Source organism: Flavobacterium ichthyis, assembly GCF_009915155.1.
Classification (GTDB): domain Bacteria; phylum Bacteroidota; class Bacteroidia; order Flavobacteriales; family Flavobacteriaceae; genus Flavobacterium; species Flavobacterium ichthyis.
On the sequence record NZ_JAABLM010000017.1, the window covers coordinates 20,766 to 45,129 of the forward strand.

Sequence of the window (24,364 nt, forward strand, 5' to 3'; positions counted from 1 at the left end):
AACTATAATGTTGTTACTACTCTATTGCTTTTACTACGGCTTTTTCGGCTTCTTTTCTCGACCCATCAAATCCGTCAACACCTGAAACGGTGGTGTATTTCAACACATATTTTTTTCCGGGATTGAGTTTGTTGTAAACGCTTTGACACATTAGCGTTGCTTCATGGAAACCACACAAAATCAATTTTAATTTTCCGGGATAAGTGTTGACATCGCCAATGGCGTAAATCCCTTCGATGTTAGTTTGGTAATCGAGTGCATTGTTCACCTTTATGGCGTTTTTCTCAATTTCTAATCCCCAATTGGCGATGGCTCCCAACTTTGGCGTCAACCCAAAAAGCGGAATAAAATAATCGGTTTTGATGTTTCTGTGGGCTCCGTTTTCTTCAATGTCAATGGATTCGAGTTTTTCGGCTCCGTTTAATCCGGTTACTTCGGCTGGCGTGATTAGATTAATTTTTCCAGCGTGTTTGAGTTCTTGTACTTTTTCGACGGAATCTAAAGCGCCACGGAATTCATTTCTTCTGTGAATTAGGGTAACTTCGCTGGCTACATTTGCCAAAAAAATACTCCAATCCAAGGCTGAATCTCCTCCTCCGGCGATTACAATTTTTTTATCGCGGAAAAGTTCCGGGTTTTTTACAAAATATTCTACACCTTTATCTTCGTAAAATTCGATGTCTTCAATGATGGGTTTTCGGGGTTCGAAACTTCCCAAACCTCCCGCAATGGCAACGGCTTTGCAAGCGTGTTGTGTTCCTTTGTCGGTTGTTACTATAAAAGTACCGTCTTCTAACTTTTGGATGGTTTCGGCTTTTTCGTTTAGGGTAAATCCAGGTTGGAATTGCTTGATCTGTTCCATCAAATTATCGACCAAATCTCCTGCCAAGACCGATGGATAACCTGGAATGTCGAAAATTGGTTTTTTAGGATATAATTCTGCCAATTGCCCTCCGGGTTGTGGCAATGCATCGATGATGTGGCATTTTAATTTTAAAAGTCCGGCTTCGAAAACGGTAAAAAGTCCGGTTGGTCCGGCACCTATGATGAGAATATCTGTTTCAATCATTGTGTAAGGTTCAAGGTATTGGGTTCTGTGATTCAAAGGTCAGAGAAAGCACAATTTTTTTTTATGACATTTGTCACTTTATCTCAAAAAGTTATGATGAAAACGGGGTTGCGTGAGGGATTGCAGCGGCATCCTTTTATCAATTGCCCGGGATTTCAATCCTAGGGGAATTGATAAAAGATACAGCGGAAAGCCCGACCTTTGGCAAAAAAGTTTTCGGTAGAAAAAACTTTTTTGCCAAAGGGCACGCCCCAATTATTTTCATTTTAAGCTACGTTTACCACGGTTTCTATTTGTGGCGCGTATTTTTTTATGGTGGTTTCCACTCCGGCTTTCAACGTCATTTGGTTGACGCTGCAACCTACGCAAGCGCCTTCGAGACGCACTTTTACGTGCTTGTCGTTTTCGATGTCGATGAGTGAAATATTACCGCCGTCTGACTCGAGAAACGGTCGGATTTCGTCGAGCGCTTTTTGTACGTTTTGTTTGATTTCTTCTGATGTCATCTTCTAAATTTTTAGATTTTTAGACTTCTTAGATTTCTAGAGCAAGTCTAAAAGGTCTAAGAGGTCTAAGAAAGTCTTTATTTTTTAACTGCCGAACATCCTGCCATGGTTGTGATTTTCACGGCTTCGGATGGCGGGAGGTTTTCGTTTCGGGCAATGGTTTCGGACACTACATTTCTAGCGATTTCTTCGTACACTTTTTCGAGTGGTGATGCGGTTTGCAATGCTGCTGGTCGACCGTAATCTCCGGCTTCGCGAATGGATTGTACGATTGGGATTTCGCCTAAAAACGGTACTTCTAAATCTTGGGCTAAATTTTTCGCACCTTCTTGTCCGAAAATGTAATATTTGTTATTTGGCAATTCTTCTGGTGTGAAATACGCCATATTTTCGATGATGCCTAAAACGGGAACTTTAATGGCGTCACTTTGGAACATCGCCACTCCTTTTTTGGCATCGGCAAGAGCGACGGCTTGAGGCGTGGAAACGATTACGGCTCCAGTGATGGGCAACGATTGTACGATGGAAAGGTGAATATCTCCGGTTCCTGGTGGCAAATCGATTAACATAAAATCGAGTTCGCCCCAATCTGCATCAAAAATCATTTGGTTCAACGCTTTTGAAGCCATTGGTCCTCTCCAAATTACAGCTTGACTTGGAGATGTGAAAAACCCGATGGAAAGAATTTTAATTTCATAACTTTCAATGGGTTTCATTTTCGATTTGCCGTCAACGTTTACAGAAATTGGCTTTTCGTTTTCTACGTCGAACATAATGGGCATTGAAGGTCCGTAAATATCGGCATCTAAAACCCCAACGCTAAATCCCATTCGGGCTAAAGTTACGGCAAGATTGGCGGTTGTGGTTGATTTTCCAACGCCTCCTTTTCCTGAAGCTACCGCAATAATATTTTTGATTCCGGGAATGGTTTTTCCTTTGATTTCCGTAGGAGTTTCGGGCGTTTCTACTTTGATGTTTACTTTTATTTTGGCTTCCGCCGAAATTTTTTCTTGAATGGTTTTGATGATATCAGCTTCTGCTCTTTTGCGAATGTGCATAGCTGGTGTTGACATTATCAATTCTACCACCACTTCGTCACCAAAAGTTAATACGTTTTGAACGGCTCCGCTTTCTACCATATTTTTTCCTTCGCCAGCAATAGTAATGGTTTCTAATGCTTTGAGGACTTCTTTTCTGTCGATTTTCATTTTTGTATTTCGCTCTTTTTCAAGTCTTTAAATTAGACTGATTTTAAATTGCAAAGATAGTATGAAAACTTAATAAAGTAAAGTTAATAGATTGAAAAAGTTTATGACCCGATAGTTTTCTAGGAATGCAAATTTTTAAAGTTGGTTGGCTGAAATTAAATTGATTTTAAATGTGGTCAACTGAATTTGAAGGTTATTTTTCAAAGCATCGTATTGTGAAGAAAGCAGTTGATTTTTTACCGCAATAAAAACCACGGCTTCTATCAATCCGCTGCTGAATTTTGACTGCGAAGTTCTAAAAGATTCTTGTGCATATTTGAGCGTGTTTTCAATGCTTGGTACTAATTGTTCGTATTGTTGTTTTTTTAATTTTTCAATTTCAATGGTTCGCGCCACTTTTATTTTTTCGTTTTCCGAAAGTACTTTTAAACGTTCTGTGTTAATTTTGGCGGCAGCAATTTGTCTATTTTTTCTAAATCCTGTAAATACTGGGATGTCGAGCTGCAACCCAACCTGTTGGTTTTTATTATCGGTAAATTGTTGATTGAAACTAGGTATATTGATATTCGGCTGGTTAATTGGCGTGGAATAAAAGGTGGACCAACCGTAAAATCCGCGAAGCGACGGCAAATTAAAACCACGTTCCACAGCCCATTCTTTTTTTGCCATTTCAAAGGTAAGATTCGCTACTTCAATTTTTGGATTTTCCGAAACCGGAACTACTTCAACTGGAGCAATCTCCATTTGCAACTGAATTTTTGCCACCTCATCATTTCGATTCATCAACTGAAACAATTCTTTTTTTAGAGTTTCAAATAATTGTTCGGCTTCTAAAAGACGTTTTTGATCTTGGGAAAAACTAAACTGAATGTCGTACAAATCGCTTTGGGCTTTGTTACCAATTTGTACTTCTTTTTCAATTCTTTGCAAATTAAAGGTAGAATTTTGCAATTGTTCTTTTTGGATTTTCACCAATTCCTGCGAAAAAAGCGCGTCGAAATATTTTTGCAAAACCTGCATTTTATAGTCGTTTTCGATCACGGCTTTATCGGCTTTCGCCAAATCAATCGCCAGTTTGTTTCTTTTGGCCAATGCCAATGATGAAAAATCGAGTAAATTGCTGTTGCCATTTAAATAAAAATTATCCCATTGAATATCAGAACTCACACGGTTATTGGTGGCAGGATCAATCGTAGAACCGAAATTATAGCTATGATTTCCGGTAAGCGACACATTTGGAACCAATTCCAGCAAGGGATGTGTATAATTTTTTTTGGCTTGTTCGATGGCTAATTGACCGGCTTTTATTTCTAAACTATTTTGCATGGCAACATTGACACATTCTTGCAATGACCAGGTTTTTTCCTGGCCAATTGCAAAAAAGTTCTGAACTGTAACCAAACAGCAAATTATTTTTTTGATGGAAAGTGACATTTTTTAACTAATGATTTTTGTAAAAAATTACTCGTATTTGAGATATTTTAACACCTGAACTTTAGTGGCTTGAAACGCTCTGGAAAGTACCACGATTAGCGTTAACAACATTAATCCTAAAAAACCAACAATAAATGGAATTACAGAAATCTCGATTCTGTAAGCGAAATTTTCTAACCATTTACTTAGCAAAACATAAATAGGGACGACGGCAAGGATAAATCCAATCACGCAAAACACGATGTATTGTACCGAAAGTTCTTTGAGCAACGTTTTGGTTTCGGCTCCTAAAGTTTTTCTAATTGCAATGTCTTTCATTTTTCTTTGAATGGAATAGGACGCCAAAGCGAACAGTCCAAAAAGTGCGATTAAAATGACCACGAAGTTCAGCAAGCTGAACAAATTGCGCTGTTTGACATAACTTTCGTAAGTTCTGGCGAAACTTTTATCGACAAAATCGTATTGCAAAGGATATTCCGGATCGACTTTTTCACCCCAAAAATCTTCAATGTTGGCGATGGTTTCCGGCATATTTTCAGTATCGATTTTTACATAAATTGAATTTAGATTATATGACATCCAATCGATGGTTTTAAAATGAAAAAATACCATTGGCGGGATTTCGGCTTGCGGACCATACATGTGAAAATCTTTAACAACACCTACAATTTTGAGTTTGTTTTCGTTCCAATCTACCTCTTTTCCCACCGGATTTTTTTCACCCATCATTTTGGCCGCAGTTTCGTTGATCATCATGGAATTGAGGGTATCCGAAGCAAATTTTTCTGACAAAAACCTCCCCGAAGCCAGTTTTATTCCCAAAACTTCCGGCATTTCAAAATCCATCGCCATATTTTGCCCTTGAATATTGATTTCTTTGTACCTAAAACTTGATGACGAACCTGAACCATTCCCGATACTAAAAGCACCCGCGGAAACAGATTGAACCCCTTTAATTTTCTGCATTTCTTGCTTGATGGTATGATAGCGGGAATAAATGATGTCAGCGGAACTCTCATCGGGCTTTCTATAAAAAATATTCAATACTTGTTCGCCTTGAAAACCTAAATCTTTTTTGGTTAAAAAATCGACTTGTTCAAATACAATGTACGAACCCACAATAAAAAACGTGGCGATGGCAAACTGCAAAACCAACATCGAATTTCTAAGCCAAATTCCGCTTTTGCTTCTTCCGAAATTGCCTTTTAAAACTTTCAACGATTCAAAATTAGATACGTACATTGCTGGAAAAATTCCCGAAACAATCACCACAATAATAAAAATGATGATTAATTGAATGAAAAATTCACTGCCAAATAAAACTAATTTTTTATTGAGGAAATCATTGTAATACGGAAGTGAAAGCTCTACAATTAACAAGGCTAACAAAATGGCAAACAAAGTAGTCATAACAGTTTCGAAGATAAATTGATACACAATATTTTTCTTCGAAGCGCCTAAAATTTTTCTAACTCCAACTTCTTTTGCACGTTTTACCGCATTGGCTGTGGCAAGATTAACATAATTAACAATCGATAAAACCAAAATTAAAATACTCAATCCCATCATGATTAAAAGAAATTGGTAATTTCCTCTGCCTTCCGGATAACCGTTGGTTACCGAATGTAATCTGGCGGTTGCCAAAGGTTCTAAAATCGGAGTAATCCTGCCGTACTTTTTAATATAATTTTCTGGCGAAAGTCCTTCTTCTTTTGCCCAAACTTTGATGCTATTTTCAAAAAAAAGATTGCTGATTTTTTGTTTCACCAAATCCGCCTGATTGGGATTCTTTAATTTCACCAGTAAACCGTAACTGTAATTTCCCCAGTTATCTGGACCTTCTTTTTTGATGAATTCATCAATTAAATTGGTCACTACTTCTGGAGCATAAGATGATTTCGATGGAATTTTATAGACACCTTTTACCACTAATTTTCTTCCGGAATATTCAACTGTTTTGCCAATGGGATTTTCTTTGCCAAAAAGTTGCGCAGCAGCTTCTTGTGACAATGCAATTGACGTTTTGTCTTGTAGCGCATTTTCGCGACTTCCTTGCGTAAATTCGAATGGAAAATACCTGAAAAAAGTATTTTGTGCGTCTAAAATGGCTAGTTGCGCTTTTTTGCCATTGTACTTTATAACTTCATTAAAATAATAATTTCGGGTGTAGCAATGACTTTCTAATTCTTTGAAACTTCCCAAATGCCAATCTAATGCGGCAACATTGGTATTCCAAAACATTCCCGGAGAAACTTCGTTTACTACCTGAAAAACGTGGTCTTTTTCGGGATTCCACGCGTTGTATTCGTGTTCGTCATTCCAGTACAAAATTCCGAAAATCACACCTGATATTCCCAAACTCAAACCTAAGACATTCAGAGCCGTAAACAGCTTGTTGGTTTTAATTTGGTGCAAATAAATTTTTAGCCAGTTTTTAAACATTTGATTTTTTGATTTGATGATTGAAACTTTATTTAGCTGATGAGGCTTTTTTTATTTTTTTGTAACCGAACCCGAAGAACTTTTTTCAGCATTCACTTGTTTTGGATTTCCTTTGTAATCAACTGAAGCACTTGAAGACGCTTTTGCATCGAGATTTTCTGTTACAAAAACATCCACGTCTGCAGAACTACTGGCTTCAATTTTGGCATTTTGCACTTGCAAATTATCGGCATTAACATCTGCAGAACTGCTGGCTTTTACATACAATTCTGTCGCTTTTCCGGAAATATCAGCATCGGCAGAACTGCTGGCTTGAATATTTATTTTTTCGGTATCCACCTGCAAATTCGCATCAGCACTTGACGAAATATCAACGTGAATTACTTTGCTAGAAAAATTTCCAGAAATACTTCCGCTTGATGACGCATCAATAGAAAATTCATTGGCAGAAACCGGCTTTTCTACTTTTATTGATCCTGAGGAACTGGCTTTAAAACCATCTACATTTGGTGCGGAAACCCAAACTTTTAAAACTTTGAAATTGACGTTATTGTTCCAATTTCTATTTCTTCGTTTGCGTTTTTTATCATCGCTACCAATTTGAACACTATTGGCATCGATAAATACTTTAAGTGTATTGCCTTCCATTTCAGTTTTAATCATTTTCAATTTTTCATTGTCATCCGTTTCCACCTTGATGCTTTGCGTAGCACTTGGCGTGTAAAAAAGTTCAATTCCTTGTGACACTTTTATTTTAGAAAAATTTCCAACGGTACGGTTTTCAGAAACTTGCGCAGTAGCGATTGTTGCTGTGATTAAGATGAGGGTGTAAAAAATAAATCGGATCATGATATTTAATTTTGCGGGATTATTATTCGTATTTAAGATATTGTAAAACATTGACTTTGGTAGCATTAAACGCATTTGACAATACCACAAAAAGCGTGGCAATCATCAAAATTAAAAAACCTAATACAAACGGTACAACAGAAATTTCAATGCGGTACACAAAATTTTCAAGCCATTTGTTGAGCAAAATATACACCGGAATTACGGCGATGATAAAACCAGTTACGCAAAACCAAATGTATTGTTTGGAAAGATTTTGCAACAGCGATTTGGTTTCCGCTCCAAGTGTTTTCCGGATGGCGATTTCCTTCATTCGTCTTTGAATTGAGTACGAAGAAATGGCAAATAAACCGAACAACGCAATCAGAATTACAACGATGTTTAAGAGGGAAAACAAATTGCGTTGGTACACATAATTTTGATAAGACCTGGCAAAACTTTTATCGGCAAAATCATATTGAAACGGAAATTCGGGATCTACTTTGGTTTTCCACAAAGTTTCGGTTTTTGCCAAAACTTCTTCGATTTTTCCCGCTTCTACCTCTAAATAAATGGTATTGGCATTGAGAATCATCCAGGGAATCGTTTTGGGATGAAAAAAGGTCATCGGCGGAATTTCCTCTTGAGGTCCATTGATGTGAAAATCTTTGACAACACCCACAATTTTCAACATTTTGTCGTTCCAACGAATTTCTTTTCCAATAGGATTTTTTTCCTTCATCAACCTCACCGCGGTTTCATTGAGTATCACACTTGAAACGGTATCTAACGCAAATTGTGACGAAAAATACCTGCCTTCTTTTATTTTTATTTTCATCATTTCGAGCATGCCAAAATCAATCAGCATATTTTTGCTTTGCACAGAATGAACGCCATACTCAAAACTCGAGGAAGCTCCAACATTGTTTCCAAAGGAAAAAGAACCTGCCGAAACGGTTTTCACACCGTCAATTTGCAACAATTGTTCTTTGGTACTAAAATATTTTTGGGCTACGGTTTTTTCAAAATCAGGGTCAATCAAGTAGTCATAATTATTGTTGTACACAATTTGCAAAATTTGCTCACCATTAAAACCCAAATCTTTTTTCATCACAAAATCAATTTGCTGGTACACAATATAAGAACCTACCATAAAAAATGTGGCGATGGCAAACTGCAAAACGAGCATGAAGTTTCGGGTGAAAGTACCCTTTTTGCTTCGCGAATAATTTCCTTTTAAAACTTTTATCGTTTGAAAATTAGCCACATAAATCGCCGGTAGCATTCCTGCTAAAACAATAACCACCACGAAAATTAATACCAATTGCCCATAAAACTGACTACCTTCAATCACTAAATTTTTGCCTAAAAAATCATTGTAGTATGGCAAAGTCAATTCTACTAACAATAAAGCAAAAAATATGGCAATACCTGTAATAATCGCCGTTTCAAATAAAAACTGTGAAACGATGTTGGATTTTGTAGCGCCAAAAATTTTGCGAACGCCAACTTCTTTAGCGCGTTTTACTGCATTTGCGGTAGCAAGATTGATGTAATTTACAATCGACAAAATTAAAATCAGCACCGAAATTCCTACCATAATCATCAAAAACTGATAATTTCCGGCGTGTTCCGGCAAGGCTTCCACGGAAGAATCTAACCTTAATTGCGACAATGGTTGTAGCTTAATCGAAAATTGATTTTCCTTTCTTTTTTTCCATTCTTCAATCGAAACACCTTCGGCTTTGGCGCGTTTTACGTCGCGGTTTTCAAAAACAATTTGTGTCATTTTTTGTTCAACTGCTTGTTTTTGCTCCGTATTTTTTAATTTAATCAGCAATCCATAATTAAAATTCCCCCAATTATTGACGTCATCGGTAAGGCGTTTTTCCATGTTATTAATTACCACTTGTGGTTTTAACATAGTATTGCCCGGAATTTTGTAAACACCTCTTATCAAGTAATTTTTATCTCTAAAAAGAATTGTTTTACCTAAAGGATTTTTCTCGCCAAAAAAAGCTTTTGCCAAGTCTTCCCGAAGCGCCACACTATTTTCGTCTTGCAAAGCCGTTTTCGAATTTCCGTGTGTAAACGGAAACGGAAACATCTCGAAAAAATCTTTTTGAGCCGCAATTACTTTGGCAATAGTCCTTTTATTACCGCTTTGCAACACATTTTCATCATACCAATTTTCAAAATAGCAATACGACTCAATCTCCGGGAAATTTTTCTCAAAATATGGCACAAAACCAGATACGTTCGAAGCCCAAACAAATTCATCAGCAATGGTCGAAACCGAAACGTACACCTTATCTTTATCAGGATTCCAACTCTCGTAGGAATGTTCGTCATTCCAGTACAAAATGGCAAAAATGATTCCGGCAATCCCAATTCCCAAACCCAAAATATTCAGTATGGCGAAAATCTTGTGATTTTTAAAGTGGTGAATAAAAAGCCTTGCCCAATTTTTTATCATGGTGCTATGAATTTGAAATTAACACATCTACATTTCGGCTATTCATTTTTTCCGAAAGAATCATTCCATCTTTCATAAAAATAGTTTTTTGCGAAAATGAAGCATCGTAATCAGAATGTGTTACCATTAAAATTGTGGCTCCATTGGCGTGCAAATCCGTCAACAATTCCATCACATCGTTTCCGTTTTTACTGTCAAGATTTCCAGTAGGTTCATCGGCAAGGATTATTTTTGGGTCGTTAATCAAGGCTCTTGCCACGGCAACACGCTGTTGTTGACCTCCCGAAAGTTGCTGCGGAAAATGTTTCAACCTGTGTGAAATGGCCAAACGTTCGGCGATGGCTTCTACTTTTTTCTTGCGTTCGCTTGCCGAAACTTTGTTGTAAATCAGCGGTAATTCGATGTTATCATACACCGAAAGTTCATCGATTAAATTAAAATTTTGAAACACAAAGCCGATATTTTGCTTACGCAATTTCGATTTTTCTTTCTCGCTTAACTTTGTAGTTTCCTGATTTAAAAGCTGGTAACTTCCGCCATTAGTATCGTCTAAAAGCCCAACGATGTTAAGCAAAGTTGATTTTCCACAACCCGAAGCTCCCATAATCGTCACAAATTCGCCTTCATTTACCGTAAGCGAAACTTCGTTTAATGCTTTGGTCTCTACTTCTTCCGCTCTAAAAATTTTGCTTAAATTTTCAATTTTGATCATGATATTATTCGTTTTTTGATGATTGATTGCTAATTATTGTTCCGTCCATTGGCTAAAATACGAGCCTTTTGCGCTTTTGCCAACGAATTTTAGATGATAGGTTTTATTTTTTTCTAAAGAAATAATGACCATGTCTTTTTGGCTTTCGCCAAATTTTTTCTGGTAAAGATTTCCCTTGGTTTCCACATCTTCCAAAATGACTTCAATTTCGCCTTTTTTCAGTTGGATATTGATGGCAAAATGTGTGTCGATATTTTCCGTTGGCATTAAAACAGCAAAACTTTCGCCTGAATAATCAAAAAATGACGCTGTAGTGTAAGAATTTCCGTTTTTATTTGCCCAAGATTTATCCGTAACCGTTTGAGAAAAATGAGTGCCATTACTCTGGAGATGAGCATTTTGATGATCCTTAATTTTTTGTGCCGAAACAGTAAAAAAGGTGAACAACAATGTTGTAATTGCGATTATTTTTTTCATTTTATTCTAAATTGATTTGTTCTATTTTTTCGTAATCTTTATAGTTTGATGTGATGACTTTTTCACCAGGTTTTAGTCCTTCCAAAATTTCATAATACAAAGGATTTTCATTCCCGATTTTTATATTTCTGCGTTCGGCAACATTGTCTTTTACCACAAAAATCCATTTCCCTGAAGTGGTTTCGTAAAAACTACCTTTCGATAAAACGGTGGTTTTTTTCTTCCCGGATAAAATCAGTCGAACGCCAAAACTCAAACCTTGTCTCAAATCGAGATCTTTATTTTCGAGGAAATTCAGTTCTACTAAAAAACGACCTTCTTTCACTTCCGGAATTACTTTTTGCACTTCCACCTCTACTGATTTTCCTTGATGCTCGATTACACCTTTTTGTCCCACCGAAATTTTTTCTAAATAAAACTCATCCACATTGGCGAGTAGTTTATAACCTTTCATTACATCAATTTTTCCGATGCTTTCTCCTGCCGTATAATTTTTTCCTAACACAGGTTCAAAAGAAGACAAACGCCCGGAAAGAGGTGCAACCACAAGGAAATTTTTTTTGTTACTACGTAAAATTTCCAAACTTTTCTGCATAATTCCTTGCGATTGATTGATTTGCGAAATCAAAATTTGGTTGGCTTGTTTTTCCTTTTGAATACTTTGCTGAATGATATTTTTTCGTTCTTTTTGAAAGCGGAAATTTTCCTTGGTTTTTTCCCACTCATTTTTACTCAAAATTTCCTCTTTAAACAATTTTTCATTTAAATCATACAAATTTTTAGCATCAGTATAATCGTGTTCAATTGCCACCAAATCTTTCGCTAAATTCAATTCCTGCGTTCGCAAATCGAGTTTTGATTTATTCAAATTGTTGATTTGCTCAATCATCGCGGTTTCCTGATTCATGTAACTTAATTCGGTATTTGGATTGTAAAGCCTTGCTAAGGGTTGGTCTTTTTGTACAAAATCACCATTCCCTACAAAAATTTCCTGAATTGACCCGCCTTCAACCACGTTCAACAGCATTGAATTTAACGGTTCCACTTTCGCTTGAAACACAATAAAATCTTCAAAATAATTATTTTCCACTGTTTTAATTGAAATTTCTTCGCGTTTTACCGTCAAACTTCTTTTTTTGGTAATCGAGCTAAAAACGAAATAGCCGAAAAGCAAAAAAACTGGAATGCCAATCAATAAATATTTATTTTTTCTACTTTTACGAGGAACAACTGTGTCCATTTTATAAATCTTTGTAAGAATAATACGAATTTTTGTGCCAAAGCTTTAAAAAATTTAATAAACTGATTTATAGCATCTTATGGTTTTTAACAAAAATTACAACTGTCCGAAAATGAACACTTTTTGTCCGAAAGCGAACAATCATGAAAAAGACCAATGCCCACATTTTAATCATTGACGATCAGGAAGATATTCTTTTTGCCTCGAAAATGATTTTGAAAAAACATTTCGAACACATTTTTACCCTTAATCATCCGAGAAAAGCGTTAGAAATTTTGTCGGAAAATAAAATTGATGTGGTGTTACTCGACATGAATTACAGAATTGGTTTTGAAGATGGTCGTGAAGGCATTTATTTACTGAAGGAAATCAAAACTTTTTCGCCTTCGACTGTTGTAATTTTAATGACGGCTTTTGGCAAAGTGGAAACTGCGGTTGAAGGTTTAAAATCAGGCGCTTTCGATTATATTTTAAAACCTTGGGATAACGAAAAGCTGATAAACGTTGTAAAATCAGCGGTTGAAGCTGCAAGAAAATTGGAGAAAAAACAAAAAATCCACGCTGAGAATTTTTCGGAAAATCAAATTTTTATTGGCGAATCTTCGAGTATTCAAAAAGCATTTAGTTTAGCAGAAAAAGTGGCAAAAACTGATGCAAATGTTTTAATTTTAGGCGAAAATGGAACCGGAAAATCAATATTGGCACAATTCATCCACGAAAAATCCAACCGAAAAAAAGCAGCATTTGTTCACGTAGATTTGGGTTCGTTGAGTGAAAATTTATTTGAAAGTGAACTCTTTGGTTATGCAAAAGGTGCTTTTACCGATGCCAAAACTGATACCGCTGGAAGATTTGAAGCTGCCAATAACGGCACCATTTTTTTAGACGAAATAGGAAACGTACCTTTTCATTTGCAATCAAAATTATTACAAGTTATTCAAAATAAATCAGTTATAAGATTAGGAGAAACAAAACCACGACCAATAAACGTAAGGATCATTACCGCAACTAACGCTGTCTTAACTGATGAAATTTCGCGAAAAAATTTCAGAGAAGATTTATTTTACAGGATTAATACCTTGGAAATTAAGTTGCCTTCGCTTGCAGAACGAAAAGAGGATATTTTGCCAATGGCGAAATTTTTACTACAAAAAATGGTTCAGAAATATGAAAGGACTGAACTAAAATTTGCTGCAGAATGTTTGCCACTAATGCAACAATATCCTTGGAAAGGTAACATTCGCGAAATGGAAAATAAAATTGAACGCGCCGTAATTTTAGCCGAAAACCAGATTGAAGCTGAAGATTTAGACTTAAAAATAACCCGAGAAGACACAGAAATAGAAGGTCAATTACTGGCAATGGAAAAAATTGCCATAGAAAAAATATTGCAGAAACACCATTTTAACATCAGCAAATCCGCAGAAGAATTAGGACTTTCTCGTGCGGCTTTGTACCGCAGAATGGAAAAATTTGACCTTAAAAATTAATCATGAAACTGAGTATTTATCAAAATATTTTTTTGCAAATTGTAGCCGTTCTCGCTGCTATTTCCATTTCTGGAATTGCATTTTTCAATAACTTAATTTATACGGCTTTATTTTTTGCGTTACTCACAATTTTATTGCTAATTGCTTTATTTTCAAAAATTAACAATACATTTTATTTCTACGAAAAAACCATTAATGCCATTTTAAACAATGATTTCACGGCAGATTTCAATCAAAAATCACAGTCCGGAAATTATCGGTTATTGTTCACACTTTACAATCGATTAAAAGAAAAACAGCACGACCAGGTGTCGCGCGATCTCATTTACCGTTCCATTTTAAACAACATTGAAACCGGAGTTTTGATTCTTCAAAAAGACCAAGACGATTGGAAAGTATTTTTGATGAACGATTATTTTTCGGAGCATTTTCAAGTGCCAAAAGTATCGCGCTGGCATTATTTGCAGAAACAATTTCCAGCTTTTTGCGAAAAAATTGAAGGCTTAGATTTTGGCGAAATAAAAACCACGGTTCAGATAAAGTTTGACCATCAAGAAGCCCAAAACTATATGTTACAGGCCTCAACAACCACGGCTTATCAAAAAGAATACTACGTGATCATGGTAGATTCGATTCAAAAGGTAATTGAGAAAAAAGAAAAAGAAGCTTGGGTAAATTTAATGAAAGTAATTTCGCACGAATTATTAAATTCTATCACGCCAATTCGTTCGCTTACGCAAAATTTACACGAGTTAGTTCAACAGGAAAATTTACAACCAGACGACCTGAGTGACATTCGAGAAAGCGTAGAAACCATCATCAAGCGAAGCAATCATTTACAAAATTTTGTAGAAAGTTACCGAAAACTGGCGATGTTGCCCAACCCCGAAAAAAAACGAATTGAGATGAATTCCCTCATCAATTCTTCGTTGAAATTAATGGAAACTTCGTTTGCCGCAGAACATATTGTGGTAGAAAACAAACTTGATTTTAAACTGTATATTTTTGCGGACGAAACCCAGATGGAGCAAGTATTTATCAATCTTTTTACCAATAGTATTTATGCTTTGCAAGGCAGTGAAAACAAAAAAATTGTGGTAAATGCTGAACTTAAAAACAATCGGGTTTTGATTTCGATTACGGATTTTGGAAACGGAATTGAAAAAGAAATACAGGATAAAATTTTTCTTCCGTTTTTTACCACCCGAAAAGATGGCGCGGGAATTGGGCTTACTTTATCTAAAAATATTGTGGAAGCTCACGGCGGTTATCTTCAATGTAAATTTGAAGAAGGGAAAACGGTTTTTACTATTTCATTACTTCACTAAAGGCAAGTATTTCGATGGATCCCAAAAAATTTCGGCGAAATTTACAATCTGATTATTTTGCACCAAAATCCCTTCGTTTTCCAGCAGTTGTTGCATTAAATTGGTGCCGTCAAAGTGATGTTTGCCAGATAACATTCCGTTTCGATTGACCACACGATGTGCCGGAATTTCAGTTTTTTTCGAAGCATTCATGGCCCAACCTACCATTCTGGCAGAACCTCGAGAACCTAAATAGTTGGCAATGGCGCCGTAACTCGTGGCTCTTCCGAAGGGAATTTGCACCACAACTTCGTACACGCGCTCGAAAAAATTTTCTTCTTTCATCAGCAAAAGTTAATTGCGGAAAATTTTAATCAAATTGACTAAAGCTACAATTCCCGTAATCGTTCCTAAAAAATAATTGAGGTTTCGCATCATCCATTCGGTTTTATGTTCAATTTTTTTGAAGAAAATAATATAAAGGTAAAAAACCGCAAATGATCCCACGGTTACTCCTATTACGAATAAAAAATTGTTCAATGGAGCAAAAATAATATGCTTGTTATTCGCCAAACTCACACTGACAAACACAAAATATGGAATTGGGAAAAAGTTTAAAGCCGAGAGCAACATTCCTAAGAAAAATCGTCCCACTTTAGTACGAACCTTCGGCTCTTCTTCGCTTTTAAGTTTTGGTTTTTTGGCGATGAAAAAAAAGTAAATCGTCAATAAAGAAAATAAAACAAGCCCAATTTCTTGCAACATCATAATTAAATCGGGCTTGCTGTTGATGAGTTTTGCAAATGCAACCGCAATGTAAGCCTGAATAAAAATAATTACCAAAGCTCCAGCGGTAAAAACCAAAGCCCGAGTTTTCCCATCCCGAACACTGGTTTTCGCAGCCGTCATGTTGATCAGGCCGGGAAGTGCAATTCCGATACTGGAGAACAAAACACCCCACAAAAAAGCCATCACAAACACCATATTACTTAATTTTAAATTTAATATAAGTTATGGCTTTATCTTTTTCTAAATACTGTTTTTCATAAAAAGTTTGAATGCTGGTTACCACCTCCGGACTTCCTTCGTTATGGTAAACATTGTGATTGGCATACAACACCTCGTGACCTTCGCCATGTAGCAAACCAAGCGTGTAACCATGCATAAATTCGCTATCTGTTTTCAGGTTCACAATCCCATCCGGTTTGAGAATTTTTTTATAAAGTTGTAAAAAATCCGAGTTTGTCATACGGTGTTTGGTACGCTTATATTTAATTTGCGGATCCGGAAAAGTAATCCAAATTTCGTCCACCTCTTTTTCGCCAAAAATATGGTTAATCAACTCAATTTGCGTTCTCACAAAAGCCACATTGGTATAATTATTTTCCACAGCCGTTTTCGCACCACGCCAAAAACGCGCTCCTTTGATATCAATACCAATAAAATTTTTGTCCGGAAAACGTTCGGCCAAACCTACCGAATATTCCCCTTTCCCACATCCTAATTCCACCACAATGGGTTGATTATTTTTAAAAAAATCTTTGTTCCAATTACCTTTCAACGCAAATTCATTTCCCACCACTTCTTCACGAGTTGGCTGAAAAACATTGTCAAAAGTGGCGTTTTCCTTAAAACGCTTGAGTTTATTTTTACTTCCCACGGCTAAATTTAAAATTTTGGTAAAATTAAGGAAATATATAGATTGAGAAATACTTTTATCTTTCGATCATGTTCTTTTAAATGAGGAGCGAAAGGTTCGGGCATTGCAGGCAAAGGCAATTCCCGCCTTCCCTCCAATCTTTTCCCACGCAAAAAGCGCGTGGTAAAAGGATTTCCGTTCCGTCGGGGCTATTGGAAAAAGTGGGTTTTGTATTTGGAGTCATCTGGAAAAAAATCCAAAACTTAACAAAAAAGCAATATTCTACGATTTAAAGAACCAGAATTGATTACATTTAATTTTTAAAGCCATCCACCATTTTGAAAAACTTAAAAAAAAATATTTTAGTTGCACCGTTAAACTGGGGATTAGGTCACGCCACTCGTTGTATCCCAATCATTCAAGCGCTTCAAGACAATGGTTTTAATCCCATCATTGCTTCCGATGGCGAAGCGTTGCGAATGCTTCAAAAAGAATTTCCAAACGTTCCAACCGAAGTTTTGCCTTCGTATAAAATTCAATACGCTAAAAAGGGTGTGTTTTTTAAATGGAAAATGATTGTGAATATGCCCAAAATGATTTTGGCAACCATTCGAGAAAAAAAAACAACCACCAAACTCATCAAAAAACACGAACTTTCGGGTATTATTTCTGACAATCGCTTGGGTGTTTTTTCTAAAAAAATACCTTCGGTTTTTATCACACATCAACTGAATGTACTAACTGGAAATACTACGGCTTTTACGAGTTTGGTCCACCAAAAAATCATCAAAAAATTCACCGAATGCTGGATTCCAGATGTGGAAACCAAGCCTAATCTTTCGGGAAAATTAGGCCATTTGGACAAACCAGTTTTCAACGTTAAATATATTGGACCGTTGAGCCGTTTGCACAAAAAAAATCTGCAAATAAAGTACCAATTGATGGTTATACTTTCGGGTCCGGAACCTCAGCGAACCCTACTAGAGGAAAAATTACTTATCGAAATCCAGCGTTATCCTGGAAAAATTTTATTTGTGAAAGGAAAAATCGAATCCAAACAAATTTTTGAAATAAAAGATAATGTTACTTTTTACAACTATATGAATACAGAACAGCTTGAAAACGCCTTCAATCAAAGCGAAATGGTGCTTTGTCGATCAGGTTACACAACTATCATGGATTTGGCACAGTTAGGTAAAAAAGCTTTTTTTATCCCCACTCCGGGACAATATGAACAAGTATATTTGGCAAAAAAATTAAAGCGCGAATTGTTAGTTCCTTATGCTAAGCAAAATAATTTTAAGATTGAAAATTTAGAAGAAGTGGCGCTTTACAAGGGTTTAAAAAACTTGAGTTGCGTCATTACCTGGAATAAATTATTTGGTCTTTTCCAAGGTAAATGAAAACTCCGAACCTTTTCCGGGGTTACTTTCCACATAAATTTTTTCATCGTGGGCTTCGATAATATGCTTTACGATTGACAAGCCTAAACCGGAACCGCCTTCATCTCGAGAGCCGCTTTTGTTTACGCGGTAAAATCTTTCGAACAAACGTGGAATGTGTTGTTTTTCGATTCCGCCACCGTTGTCCATGATGCGAACGATAATTTTGTTGTTAACCAGATCTTCCACGCTAATTTCAGTGGTTCCGTCTTCTTTTCCGTACTTGATGGAATTCATGACCAGGTTAGTCACCACCTGCTGAATTTTTTCCTTATCGCCATATACAAAAACGGGTTTCACGTATTTTTGATCGAACATGAGCATGATATTTTTTTCAGAAGCTTTCATTTCGAGTAAATCGAAAACATTTTGAATTACTTCTAAAATATCAAAACGGCTGTTAACCAAATGCAGTTCTCCAGCTTCTAACTTGGTAATCATATCTAAATCCTGAACGATGACGATGAGCCTTTCCACACCTTTTTCGGCGCGTTCTAAATATTTTTTGCGGATGGTTTTGTCTTTCATTCCGCCATCTAACAAGGTTGAAAGATAACCTTGAACGGTAAAAAGTGGCGTTTTCAATTCATGTGAAACATTGCCAATAAATTCACGACGGTATTCTTCACGGACTTTTAAAGTTTCGATTTCGAGTTTTTTATCGGTGGCAAATTTTTTCACCTGTTTGGTCAACGTTGCCATATCCGTTGTGATGGGTTGTGACCTAAAGTTGGTTGATTCTAGTAGGGAAACATCGTCATAGATTTTTTTCACCCTTCGATAAATAAATCTTTCCACGCGGTATTGCAGTACGAAGAACGAAAAAATTAAAATGGTAAATCCAAAAGCAAGACAGAATTGCCAAGAGAACTCAAAAAAAAATGTCGTTAAGATTGCCGCCATTCCAGTTGCGAAAAGCGTAATGTATAACGACGATTTCACCGCAAAGCGGTATGTTTTTTTGAAGTTGATAGCCATTTATACTTCTAATTTGTAGCCAACTCCTTTGATGGTTTTGAATAAATCTTCACCAATTTTTTCGCGTAATTTTCGGATGTGAACATCAATGGTTCTTCCGCCAACAATTACTTCGTTGCCCCAAACTTTGTCCAAAATTTCTTCTCTTTTAAAAACTTTTCCAGGTTTAGACGCTAAAAGGTAAAAAAGTTCAAATTCTTTTCTGGGCAAAATAATTTCGTTGCCGTCTTGAATAATTTTATATTCTTCGCGGTTAATTTCAATTCCACCTACGTTTAAAGTTTCGGAATTTTGCTCTTCTTTTTTCAACCTGCGAAGTAATGCCTTGACTTTGCTTACCAATAATTTTGGCTTGATTGGTTTGGCAATATAATCATCAGCGCCAGCGTCAAAACCAGCTACTTGAGAATAATCTTCGTTTCTGGCGGTTAAAAAAGTGATAATTACATTATTTAATTCGGGCATTTTTCTGATGTTTTCGCAAGCTTCCATGCCATCCATTTCTGGCATCATCACATCCATTATTATAAGATGAGGCAGTTCTTTTTTTGCTTTAGCAATAGCTTCTTTGCCATTGTTTGCTGTAATGATTTGGTAACCTTCTTGCGAAAGATTATAGCCTACGATTTCTATGATGTCCGGCTCATCATCTACCAGTAAAATTTTAATGTCTTTCTTTTTCATGATTTGAGGAATTAGTCGGTTTCCGGTTGTAAATGTAAATATAAAACAAAAGGTTTTAACTCTGTTAACCGTAATTTAATATCATAACAATTTATTAAAGAAAGTGAAACTTAAAGGTAACTCGTGGCTAACACCACCTTTACATTTCGGCTGTTTATTTGCACCAAATTTAAAAGAACAACATAATGAAAATTAAATTATTAATCGTTGCTTTGCTGTTTTGTATAGCCGGATTTGCCCAAAAAGCTACAGTTTCGGGACTAATTACCGATAAAGACCTCAACAACGAAACCCTCCCCTTTGCCACCATTACTATTAAAGGAACTACCACTTCGGTACAAACAGATTTAGATGGAAAATACGAGCTTGAAATTACTCCCGGGAATTTTACGCTCGTTTTTTCTTTTTTGGGATATGAATCAGAAGAAGAAAAAATTACGATTACGGCCGGACAAAATTTAGTTATAAATAAAAGTTTAGGTTCTGGAAGTGTTACTGTAGAAGAAGTGGTGATTGAATCGATTCAAAGTCGTCAAAAAGAAACGGCTTTATTGATGGAACAACAAAAATCTATTGAAATCAAGCAAAATATTGGTGCACAAGAATTGTCGAGAAAGGGAATTGGTGATGTGGCTACGGCTGTTGCCAAAACTTCAGGCGTTTCTAAACAAGAAGGAAGTAACAATGTTTACGTTCGTGGATTGGGCGACCGATATAATTCGACTTCAATGAACGGTTTGCCAATTCCATCAAACGATCCGCAAAATAAAAATGTGGCTTTAGATCTATTTACCACTGATATTGTAGAATATATTTCGATTGACAAAGTATATTCTCCAAGACTTTTTGGTGATTTTGCTGGCGGAAATGTAGATATTGTTTCTAAAGATTACCGTGGAAACGGCATGTTAGAAATTTCAATTGGATCAAGAGCCAACTCTAATGCTTTAGCAAAAGCTGGTGATTTTTATTTACAACAAGGTCCTAACAAAACCGGATTTGTGTCGTACGGAGTTCCTGCCAATCCTTTAACCGCTTATACTTTTGAAAACAGCTTAAATCCTGTAAAAGAAAAACCTTTTGGCGGAAACATTGGTTTAAAAGCCGGAAAAACTTTTGACATTGGCGAAGACGGAAGATTGAGTCTTTTTGCCACGGCAGGATTTGATTCGGGTTACGAATACCGTGATGGAATTGGTAGAACTGTAAATGCTCAGGGTGCTCCAATGAAAGATTTTGAGCAAGCCCAATATTCTTACAAAACCAATGCTACGGGAATGTTTAATGCCAATTACAGAATTAATAATGCCCATAAAATTGGTTACAACTTTTTATTTGTAAATTCTTCTGATCAAAGTCGTGAAACTTATTTTGGTTTCGACCGTGATTTTGAAAATGATGATGCTAATCTTTTTGTGCAACGTGGCACTTTCATTCAAAACACCTTGATGATCAACCAACTTTTGGGTAACCATAAATTAACTGACAAAATTGAAGCAGACTGGGGTGTTTCATATAATAAAGTAGAAGGCGATATGCCAGATCGTGTACAAAATAAATCATTTAGAAATAATATTTCGGGCGAAAGTATTTTGGCACAAAGAACACCAACTGATAATCAGAGATATTTTCAAAATTTAGTGGAAGATGAAATTGCAGCCAATTTAATTTTGAGCTACAAATTGCCACAAAATGCAATGGGAAATTCGCGTGGAAAAATAAGTTTAGGTTATAATGGAAGATTCAAAAAAAGAGATTTCGAAGCCATTCAGTTTAACTTCAATTTGAGTCAAACAGCTCAAAACACGCCCGTAAATCCAAATAATTTAGACGCGTTTTTTAACCAACAAAATTTCAGTTCTGGATTATTTACCACCAGTTCTTTTGCAGGAATGACGCCGCAAACTTATGACGGAGAACAAAACATTCACGCTGGATTTGGAACTTTGGAATATAAAATTTCGGAAAAATTATCAACTGTCGTGGGCTTGCGTTTTGAAAAAGTAGAACAAATTGTAAACTGGAGAACACAACTTGATGCTGGTGGCGGAACAAATAGCTTTGACAGAAATGAATTTTTGCCAAGTTTAATTATGAAATACGAATTAAACGACACTCAAAATTTACGTTTTGCAGCCAGTAAAACCTACACTTTGCCACAGTTTAAAGAGAGAGCTTTGTTTATTTACGAAGATGTATTGGAAACTAAAATTGGAAATCCTGATTTGTATCCTTCGCAAGACTACAACGTAGATATCAAGTGGGAAATGTTCCCGAAAAAAGATGAAATTTTCTCGGCAACTATTTTTGGAAAATTAATCATGGATCCCATAAACGAAGTGAACTTGGCATCGTCTACTAACGATATTTCATGGGTAAACATTGGTGATCAAGGGTATGTATTTGGAGCAGAAGTTGAAGCCAGAAAAAATATTTTTGACTTAGATGGAGATTTAACGAACCGACTTTCTTTCGGGATTAATGCTTCGGTAATGAAAACGCATCAAGACATCGACCCTGAAAAAATTAGAACTGAAACTAACGGAAGATTAAACATCAACCCAACAGATAATACATCGAGTTTTACAGGTGCTTCTGACCTTGTTTTTAATGCTGATTTGACTTACGCAAAAGATTTTTCTAACGACAGAAATATCATGACGACTTTGGCCTACACCTACAATTCTGATAAGTTATACGCTTTGGGAATTGAACAAAAAGGAAACTTGGTGGACAAAGCCATTGGTTCATTAGACTTAATTGTAAAAACGAAATTGAGCGAAAACTTCGGGATTGATTTGGGTGCCAGAAATTTATTAAACCCTACTTTCAAAAGAGTTCAGGAAAATGCCGATGCTGACATTCCCGTATTGACCTACAAACGGGGGGTTTCATTTGCTATTGGAGTGAATTATCAGTTTTAATTCAACATTAATTTAATGCAAATGACTTATCGTTAAATTAACAATCAACTAAAAAACTAATAACAAACTCATTACACCCGCTTAACTTTTATTTCCGCCATTGTTCTCACTTTTGTCAAAACATAACTAATTAATTAAATAATGAAAAAAACAGTTTCAAAAATTTTCGGTTTAGCAGTTTTATCGCTTGCTACTTTAACAACATCTTGCTCAAGCGATGACAGCAATAACAATAATGGAGGAGATTCTACATTTGTGGTAGATAGAAATAATCTTACAGGAACTATTAACGATGGAGAAGTTATTCTCGAATCAGGAACTTATAAATTAACTGGAAAATTAATCGTAGGTAACAACGCTACATTAATTATCCGTCCAGGAGTTAAAATCGAAGCCACCCAATTGCAACCTAACCAGTTTGAAGAAGTTCGATACATCGCTGTTGCTCAAGGTGGAAAAATCGACGTTCAAGGTACGGCTACAAACCCAGTTGTAATGACTGCTGAAGAGGAACGTCCGTCAGCTTGGGGAGGTTTAGTAATTTGCGGAAGGGCTCCAATTAACAAAGGCGCAACAGCTTCGGCAGAAGTTTCTGACTTAACTTACGGTGGTACGGATGTCATGGATAATTCAGGTTCAATTAGATATTTAAGAATCGAATATTCTGGTTATTCTTACAATTCTGACAAAGAATTTAACGGTGTTTCATTTTTTGGTGTAGGTAAAGGTACTAAAGTCGAATATGTTCAAGTTTACGAGGGATCTGATGATGGTTTCGAATGGTTTGGTGGAACTGTTGACGCTAAATATTTAGTGGTTACCAACAAAAATGCTACTAACGTAGGTGATGATTTATTTGACTGGACTGAAGGCTGGAATGGTAACGGTGAAAACTGGTATGGCGTAAGAACAAACGCTGGAAACAGAGGAATTGAAGCAGACAACAATTCTAACAATCACTTGGCTTCTCCAATTTCATTCCCAATAATTAAAAACCTTACTTTGGTAGGAATGGGTTCAGGATCTGATACTAGTGCAGAATCTCAAGCGATGAAATTAAGAGTGGGTACCAAAGGAAAATTTGACAACGTAGTATTAAAAGGATTCAAAACCGGATTTGATGTACAACACAATGAAACATTATCATATGTTGGAGTTGATTTATTAGCAACAAAAGTTAGATTTGAGGATGTAACCACAAAATCTAAAGGTACAGATAGTACTACGCCAGTTGCAAACACGGTTGATGTATCTGGAGTTTACACAGAAGACAATACCGCAACTGGAGCGGGAAACGGCTCTGGAGTGCCTACTTGGGCTGCAGGATGGACAGTAAATCCATAATAACCTATAAAAGCCAAATAAAAATGCCTTCGATTAATGAACATGCCCCAAAAAGTTAGACACTATTTGGGGCATTTTTTATGGAAAGAAAAGTTAAGTATGATTACGCATTTAAATTAGAATGTGTTAAGTTAGTTTTAGAGAAACATTATTCTGTTTTGTAT

General features: G+C 36.1%; 20 protein-coding genes. 5 read left to right on the plus strand and 15 right to left on the minus strand.

The window, feature by feature from the left end; genetic code table 11:
- Positions 1–16: 16 nt before the first annotated feature.
- From GV828_RS11990 to GV828_RS12035, 10 genes are all read right to left on the minus strand, one after another.
- Positions 17–1,069, minus strand: coding sequence for an NAD(P)/FAD-dependent oxidoreductase (locus GV828_RS11990; RefSeq protein WP_166537740.1), 1,053 nt, complete (start codon positions 1,067–1,069; stop codon positions 17–19).
- A 266-nt stretch (positions 1,070–1,335) separates the two neighbouring features.
- Entirely contained in the window at positions 1,336–1,575 is a 240-nt protein-coding gene (locus tag GV828_RS11995; RefSeq protein WP_166537741.1) for a NifU family protein, read from the minus strand.
- 77 nt (positions 1,576–1,652) lie between these two features.
- Complete coding sequence (locus GV828_RS12000) at positions 1,653–2,783, minus strand: Mrp/NBP35 family ATP-binding protein (RefSeq protein WP_166537742.1); 1,131 nt, start codon at positions 2,781–2,783, stop codon at positions 1,653–1,655.
- Between the two features lie 135 nt (positions 2,784–2,918).
- On the minus strand, positions 2,919–4,217 hold the full coding sequence (locus GV828_RS12005) for a TolC family protein (RefSeq protein ID WP_166537743.1): 1,299 nt from the start codon (positions 4,215–4,217) through the stop codon (positions 2,919–2,921).
- Positions 4,218–4,244: 27 nt separating this feature from the next.
- Complete coding sequence (locus GV828_RS12010) at positions 4,245–6,659, minus strand: ABC transporter permease (protein ID WP_166537744.1); 2,415 nt, start codon at positions 6,657–6,659, stop codon at positions 4,245–4,247.
- A 51-nt stretch (positions 6,660–6,710) separates the two neighbouring features.
- A complete protein-coding gene (locus tag GV828_RS12015) occupies positions 6,711–7,508 on the minus strand; it encodes a head GIN domain-containing protein (protein WP_166537745.1) in 798 nt (265 codons plus the stop codon).
- A 22-nt stretch (positions 7,509–7,530) separates the two neighbouring features.
- Complete coding sequence (locus GV828_RS12020; RefSeq protein WP_166537746.1) at positions 7,531–9,963, minus strand: ABC transporter permease; 2,433 nt, start codon at positions 9,961–9,963, stop codon at positions 7,531–7,533.
- 4 nt (positions 9,964–9,967) lie between these two features.
- Complete coding sequence (locus tag GV828_RS12025; protein ID WP_166537747.1) at positions 9,968–10,675, minus strand: ABC transporter ATP-binding protein; 708 nt, start codon at positions 10,673–10,675, stop codon at positions 9,968–9,970.
- Between the two features lie 33 nt (positions 10,676–10,708).
- Positions 10,709–11,152, minus strand: a complete 444-nt coding sequence (locus tag GV828_RS12030) for a hypothetical protein (RefSeq protein WP_166537748.1) — start codon at positions 11,150–11,152, stop codon at positions 10,709–10,711.
- Between the two features lies 1 nt (position 11,153).
- Positions 11,154–12,392: an efflux RND transporter periplasmic adaptor subunit gene (locus tag GV828_RS12035; protein WP_166537749.1), complete on the minus strand. Its 1,239-nt coding sequence runs from the start codon at positions 12,390–12,392 to the stop codon at positions 11,154–11,156.
- Positions 12,393–12,535: 143 nt separating this feature from the next.
- On the opposite strand from GV828_RS12035, the gene GV828_RS12040 reads away from it, so the two are divergent.
- Together GV828_RS12040 and GV828_RS12045 are read left to right on the plus strand one after the other, a co-directional pair.
- On the plus strand, positions 12,536–13,882 hold the full coding sequence (locus GV828_RS12040) for a sigma-54-dependent transcriptional regulator (protein ID WP_166537750.1): 1,347 nt from the start codon (positions 12,536–12,538) through the stop codon (positions 13,880–13,882).
- 2 nt (positions 13,883–13,884) lie between these two features.
- Entirely contained in the window at positions 13,885–15,210 is a 1,326-nt protein-coding gene (locus GV828_RS12045; protein ID WP_166537751.1) for a sensor histidine kinase, read from the plus strand.
- Here the strand turns inward: GV828_RS12045 and GV828_RS12050 are convergent.
- The 3 genes from GV828_RS12050 to trmB are packed head-to-tail and all read right to left on the minus strand — an operon-like array spanning position 15,199 to position 16,849.
- Positions 15,199–15,534, minus strand: a complete 336-nt coding sequence (locus tag GV828_RS12050) for an MGMT family protein (RefSeq protein WP_166537752.1) — start codon at positions 15,532–15,534, stop codon at positions 15,199–15,201. The genes GV828_RS12045 and GV828_RS12050 overlap by 12 nt on opposite strands.
- A gap of 9 nt (positions 15,535–15,543) precedes the next feature.
- Positions 15,544–16,161 carry a LysE family transporter gene (locus GV828_RS12055; protein ID WP_235935466.1) on the minus strand — a complete coding sequence of 206 codons (618 nt, stop codon included), beginning with the start codon at positions 16,159–16,161 and terminating at the stop codon, positions 15,544–15,546.
- Between the two features lie 13 nt (positions 16,162–16,174).
- Positions 16,175–16,849, minus strand: coding sequence for a tRNA (guanosine(46)-N7)-methyltransferase TrmB (gene trmB / locus GV828_RS12060; protein ID WP_166537754.1), 675 nt, complete (start codon positions 16,847–16,849; stop codon positions 16,175–16,177).
- Positions 16,850–17,166: 317 nt separating this feature from the next.
- On the opposite strand from trmB, the gene GV828_RS12065 reads away from it, so the two are divergent.
- Positions 17,167–18,231: a glycosyltransferase gene (locus tag GV828_RS12065; RefSeq protein ID WP_208103195.1), complete on the plus strand. Its 1,065-nt coding sequence runs from the start codon at positions 17,167–17,169 to the stop codon at positions 18,229–18,231.
- On the opposite strand, the gene GV828_RS12070 is transcribed toward GV828_RS12065, so the two are convergent.
- Positions 18,205–19,248 carry a sensor histidine kinase gene (locus GV828_RS12070; RefSeq protein ID WP_166537755.1) on the minus strand — a complete coding sequence of 348 codons (1,044 nt, stop codon included), beginning with the start codon at positions 19,246–19,248 and terminating at the stop codon, positions 18,205–18,207. The two genes, GV828_RS12065 and GV828_RS12070, sit on opposite strands and share 27 nt — an antisense overlap.
- Complete coding sequence (locus GV828_RS12075) at positions 19,249–19,932, minus strand: response regulator transcription factor (protein ID WP_166537756.1); 684 nt, start codon at positions 19,930–19,932, stop codon at positions 19,249–19,251.
- A gap of 185 nt (positions 19,933–20,117) precedes the next feature.
- Between GV828_RS12075 and GV828_RS12080 the strand changes: the two genes are divergently transcribed.
- Together GV828_RS12080 and GV828_RS12085 are read left to right on the plus strand one after the other, a co-directional pair.
- Positions 20,118–22,856: a TonB-dependent receptor gene (locus GV828_RS12080; RefSeq protein ID WP_166537757.1), complete on the plus strand. Its 2,739-nt coding sequence runs from the start codon at positions 20,118–20,120 to the stop codon at positions 22,854–22,856.
- A gap of 141 nt (positions 22,857–22,997) precedes the next feature.
- Positions 22,998–24,200, plus strand: coding sequence for a hypothetical protein (locus GV828_RS12085; protein ID WP_166537758.1), 1,203 nt, complete (start codon positions 22,998–23,000; stop codon positions 24,198–24,200).
- Positions 24,201–24,364 lie beyond the last annotated feature (164 nt).